The organism is Micromonospora sp. NPDC049580 (genome assembly GCF_040675595.1).
Taxonomy (GTDB): Bacteria; Actinomycetota; Actinomycetes; order Mycobacteriales; family Micromonosporaceae; genus Micromonospora.
The window spans coordinates 1-2035 of sequence record NZ_JBFAPG010000733.1; the positions used below are offsets into that span (position 1 = coordinate 1).

The following is a 2035-nucleotide window of genomic DNA, read 5'->3' on the forward strand; positions in this document are numbered from 1 at the left end:
GTGTGCCACGGGTTAACGCCCGGCACACCGGCCGTGTCCGTTGAGCGACGAAACCGTCGGCCACAAGCCCCCTTGACCTTTGATTGTTAGGCAGGTGTCCCAGCTCACCTAATAATCGATGGAAGTTGGCCGAGTTCTGCGGTTGAATAGATGCATCAGGGGCCGACAACCGAATAGCCAGGAGGACCCACCAAATGAGCATGATCGAGCGAATCCGCAACCACCGCGACGCCAACCGCCGCGCCCGTGCCATCGAGCACGCGCTGCGCTCGGCCAACTCGCCGGCCGTTCGCGAGGAACTCCTCGTCATCGCCCAGCGTCACATGAGCTGACGCTCCACGACATTCCTCACCTCCTCCAGACCGATGGCCCATCCGGCTCACCGGATGGGCCATCGGCGTTGCGCCAGCACCTGACACCGGGATTCCGTGCTGCCGCAGCGCCCGGTACGGTGGGCTTCGGTCGCCGCCCGCCGGCCCGGCCGACGCCGAGCCGATAGAAGCTGCTCGACACCACCCGGCGACGGGGAGTGACGACCGGTGCTCCTTGGACGCCTCGTGCGGCCACCGGATACGGTGCGGGGAGCCGGCACGGCGGTACGCCGGTGACGCCGGCAGCCATGCCGAGGAGACCGATCGGCACCGGCGGCCGACATGTGATGGAGGAGGCGCACCCATGACGTCCGAGGGCCCGCACCGCCCCGGCCAGGAGCCGGACGAGGTGTCACCGGGCGCCGGCGGACCGGCGCCGTACGGCGACCGCCCGGCGCAGCCGGACAACGGCTACAACGCCACCGGCCCCGAAATGGGCTGGGCGCCCCCGCCACCCGCGCGGCCGAACCCGTCCGCCCCGGCCTGGGCGACCCAGTCCGAGCAGCAGCCGAACCCCGCCTGGGGTGCCGCCGCCGCACCGCAGTCCAGCGACCCGGCGCAGCCCGCGTGGGCCACCGGCGGTGCCGCGCCGGAGCAGGCGCAGCCCGCCGGATGGACTCCCCCGCAGCAGGGCTGGACGCCGCCCGAGCAGGCCGCGCCCGCCTGGGCCGCCGGTTCCCCGGAGCAGCCCGACTGGGCACCGGCCCAGCCGGCCGCCCGGGGCGCCGCGCAGGTGCCCCCGGCCACCGCCGCGTGGCCCGCCGCCCAGGACGACCCGTCCCGCTCCGGCGGATGGGCTGGGTCGGGGCAGACCAGCCCGCCCGCCGGTGAGTGGCACGCCGATCCGGCGCAGCCCGCCGGCCGATCCGGCGCAGCCGGCCCGCAGGACGACCCGTCCGGGTCCGGTGGCTGGGCCGTCGGCGCCGCCGCCGCACGGGATGATCAGCCCGTCTGGACGCCAGCCGAGCAGGCCCCGCAGACCTGGGGCCAGCCCGCCGGGCAGGCCGAGCAGCCGTCCCCCGGCTGGGGGCAGTCCGAGTCGGCCGGCTCCCGTGGCGCGGCCCAGGTCCCGGCGGCGAACTGGCCCGCGCAGGAAGAGGCCCCGCAGCCCGCCGCCTGGGGTGCCGCCGAGGGCCGCCCGCAGCAGCCGGACTGGGTGCTCGCACCCCAGGACCAGCCGGCCGAGCGTCCGGAACCGACCGCCTGGCCCCAGGCCGAGCAGGCCGGCCCTGCGGCCGCCCGGGCCAGCGTCAGCGTGCCCGGCAGCGACGCGACGCCCGGCTGGGCCGCCGCCGGCCCGGACAACCCGGTGCAGGCCAACCCCGGCGTCGCGGAGGTTCAGCCGTGGGCGCCGGGCGAGGTGTGGGGCCGCGCCGAGGCGGAAGCCCAGTCGCGAGGCGGCTGGGACGCCGACCGGGCCGACGAGCCGCCGGCCTACCAGCCGGCGCCCGCGCCCGGCATCTCACCCGCCAACGCGGTGCCGCTACCGCCGCAGGAGCAGCGCGTGCCGGGCGCCAGCCTCGCCGCCGCCCCGCCGGCCGACTACGCGCCGTCGACGCAGTACCCCCCGATCCCCGAGCAGCCGGCGTATGCCGAGCGGGAGGCCCCGGAAGCCGCCGCACAGTACGAGGCCGAGCCGGCCGGCTGGGGCCGGGCCGAGGAGG

General features: G+C 76.8%; 1 protein-coding gene and 1 pseudogene. Both read left to right on the plus strand.

The features are described 5' to 3' along the window. Nucleotides 1-194: 194 nt before the first annotated feature. Nucleotides 195-332, plus strand: a complete 138-nt coding sequence (locus AB0J68_RS31530; RefSeq protein ID WP_007454215.1) for a hypothetical protein — start codon at nucleotides 195-197, stop codon at nucleotides 330-332. Nucleotides 333-675: 343 nt separating this feature from the next. After that, nucleotides 676-2035, plus strand: a pseudogene (locus AB0J68_RS31535) (hypothetical protein); the annotation flags it as partial.